Origin of the sequence: Kitasatospora sp. NPDC059571 (assembly GCF_042735675.1) — a bacterium.
In the GTDB taxonomy this organism is placed as follows: domain Bacteria; phylum Actinomycetota; class Actinomycetes; order Streptomycetales; family Streptomycetaceae; genus Kitasatospora.
Genome location: NZ_JBHWBW010000156.1, coordinates 1 through 2,948, shown reverse-complemented (window position 1 = coordinate 2,948; position 2,948 = coordinate 1). Strand labels below are relative to the sequence as shown.

The window sequence follows — 2,948 nt, the reverse complement described above, 5'->3', positions numbered from 1 at the left end:
GCGGGGGGGGCGCGGGCCCCGCGGGCCCCCCGGCGGCGCGGCGTGCGCGGGCCGCGTGGGTGTAACGGGGGGTGACGGCCCCGCTGCCGTCGATGCCGCTGCACTTCGTCGGCGACCCGGACGGCTCGCGCTACCGGGCGAGCTACTTCGACACGTATCCGGGCGTGTGGCGGCACGGCGACTGGGTGACGGTCGGGGACGACCTCACCGTCGTGGTCGCCGGACGCTCCGACTCCACGCTCAACCGGATGGGCGTGCGGATGGGGTCGGCCGACATCTACGCCGTGGTGGAGCAGCTGCCCGAGGTGGCGGACAGCCTGGTCGTGGGGGCCGAACTGCCCGACGGCGGCTACCACATGCCGCTGTTCGTGGTCCTGGCGGAGGGCGCCGTCCTCGACGACGCGCTGCGGGCCGGGATCACCGCGGCGATCCGGCACCGGCTCTCGCCCAGGCACGTGCCGGACACCGTCACCGCAGTGCCCGCGGTGCCGCGCACCCTGACCGGGAAGCGGCTCGAAGTCCCGGTCAAGCGCATCCTCCAGGGCGCGGACCCCGCGGAGGTGAGCGGCGAGGGGGCCGTCACCCACCCGGAGATGCTGGCCTGGTTCGCGGACTTCGCCCGCGCTGCCCGGGCACCGCGGGCCCGGTGAGTCCGCCCGGGCCCCGGGTCAGAGCGTCCCGGTCAGCCACTGCAGCCCCAGGCTGCCGACGGACACGACGAGCCACAGGCAGCCACCGAGGACGAGCGGCCGGGGCCCGGCCCGGCGCAGCCCGCGGAGGTCGGTGGAGAGGCCGATCGCCGACAGCGCCACGGTGATCAGGAAGACCGCGAGCCCGCCGAGGCCGTGGCGGGCCCCGGCGGGCACGAGCCCCGCGGTGTTCGCACCGGCCACGGCCAGGAAGGCCGGCAGGAATCCCGGCACCAGCCGGGCCACCCGCACCCGGGTGACGGCCGTCCCCGCCCCGCGGCCGGCTCGCCGGGCGACCAGCGCCGACAGCACCGCGCAGATCGGAATGATCATCAGGGTGCGGGTGAGCTTCACGACGACGCCGTAGTCGGCCGCGCCCGGGCCGTAGGTGGCGGCCGCGGCGACCACGGACGACATGTCGTTGACCGCCGTCCCGGCGAACAGCCCGAAGGCGTGCTGGCTCAGCCCGAGCAGATGCCCGACCACCGGAAACGCGAGGACCGCGGCGATGTTGAAGAGGAAGACGGTGGAGACCGCGTACGCGACCTCGGCGCCGGCCGCGCCGATGACCGGCGTCACCGCGGCGATCGCCGACGCGCCGCAGACACCCGTCCCCACGCCGATCAGGGTGCGCAGGTCGCCGACCACCCCGAGCCACCGGCCGAGGCCGTACGCGGCGGCCAGGCACAGCGCCAGGGTGCCGACCATCACCGGCAGCGAACCGGCGCCCACCGCGGCGATCTGCAGCAGCGACAACTGGGAGCCGAGGACGACGACCGCGGCCTTCAGCACCGGCTTCCCGGCGAAGTCGATCCCGGAGCGCAGCCGCGGGCGCGGCCCGGCGAGGACGGCGACCAGCACGCCCAGCAGGATCCCGGACACCGGGCCGCCGACCACCGGCACCAGCCGGCCGACCGCGGTGCCCGCCACGGCCACGGCCAGCGCCGCGGCCAGGCCCGGCACCCGGGCCGCCCGGACACTCCGGCGGGACGGCCGGGGCGCGTCCGCCTCGTGCGGCGTACGCCGGTCCGCAGGTGCGGCGGCCGTGGCCGCGGACCGGAAGTCGAGAGCATCACTCATGTCCGCGACTGTTCCGGGCGCCCGCACGTCCGCGTAGCCCCCACTTGCAGAGGAGGTCATAGCCCATGGGCATGAGTGAGCGGGCCGGCACCACGACGGCCGCGCGTGCGCCGGGGACGGACGCGACCGCGGCCGGCCCGGTCGGGGCGGCCGCGTTCGGCCGCCTCCCGGACCTGGAGTCGCTGCGGCTGCTCGTCCTCGTCGCGGAGACGGGCAGCCTCGGCAGCGCCGCTGCGCGCCTCGGCATCGCCCAGCCCTCGGCGAGCAAACGGCTCTCCGCGCTGGAGCGCCGGCTCGGCCTGGTCCTGCTCGACCGGACCCGCCGCGGCTCCCGGCTCACCGACGCCGGCGCAGCGGTCGTCGACCGCGCACAGCGGGTCCTGTTCGAACTCGACCGGCTGGTCACCGGCGCACAGGCACTGCGCAGTCGGCACGACGCCGAGCTCAGGGTCGCGGCGAGCATGACCGTCGCCGAGTACCTGCTGCCGGCGTGGCTCGGCAGGCTGCGCCGCCTGCGGCCCGACCTGCAGGTGAGCCTTCAGGTCACCAACAGCGAGCAGGTCCCCGAACTGGTGCGCACGGGAGCGGCGGGCATCGGCTTCATCGAGGCGCCGCAGGCGCCGAGCGGGCTGTCGGCCCGTCAGGTGGCGGGCGACCGGCTGCTGGTGGTGGTCGCTCCCGGGCACCCCTGGACGCGGCGGCGCCGACCCCTGGACGCCGCCGAGCTCGCCGCCACCCCGCTGGTGCTGCGGGAACGCGGATCGGGCACCCGCGACACCCTCGACCGGGCGCTGCGCCGGGCCGGGGCGGGCGGGTCCCGGCGCCTGCTGGAGCTCGGCTCGGCCACCGCCGTCCGCAACGCCGTGATCGCCGGAACCGGCCCCGCCGTCATGAGCGAGCTCGCCGTCCGCACGGCCGTCGCCGACGGCCGCCTGGTGGAGGTGGAGACGGCGGGCATCGACCTGCGCCGTTCGCTGCGCGCGGTCTGGCCGCCCGGCCGCACCCCGACCGGGCCGGCCGCCGACCTACTCGCCTGCGCAGGGCCCGGCGGGTGACGGCCCCCGCCCACCGGCCGGGCCCCGGCGAACCACGGGGGTGCGCCGCCGCCCCGGTGCACCCCCGGCCGTCGGGCACGGAGGACTGCCGCGCCCTTACAGGACGCGGACTAGACGTCGTCAC

At 77.2% G+C, this 2,948-nt stretch carries 2 protein-coding genes and 1 pseudogene; 2 read left to right on the top strand and 1 reads right to left on the bottom strand.

Translation table 11 applies throughout. The annotated features are described in order from the left end of the window. A pseudogene (locus ACFV0G_RS18975) lies at positions 1-650 on the top strand (acetoacetate--CoA ligase); the annotation flags it as partial. Positions 651-668: 18 nt separating this feature from the next. Here ACFV0G_RS18975 and ACFV0G_RS18970 read toward each other — a convergent pair. Continuing rightward, positions 669-1,769: a YeiH family protein gene (locus tag ACFV0G_RS18970; RefSeq protein ID WP_380548638.1), complete on the bottom strand. Its 1,101-nt coding sequence runs from the start codon at positions 1,767-1,769 to the stop codon at positions 669-671. 71 nt (positions 1,770-1,840) lie between these two features. On the opposite strand from ACFV0G_RS18970, the gene ACFV0G_RS18965 reads away from it, so the two are divergent. After that, entirely contained in the window at positions 1,841-2,824 is a 984-nt protein-coding gene (locus tag ACFV0G_RS18965; RefSeq protein ID WP_380548635.1) for a LysR family transcriptional regulator, read from the top strand. The last annotated feature ends 124 nt before the right edge of the window (positions 2,825-2,948 follow it).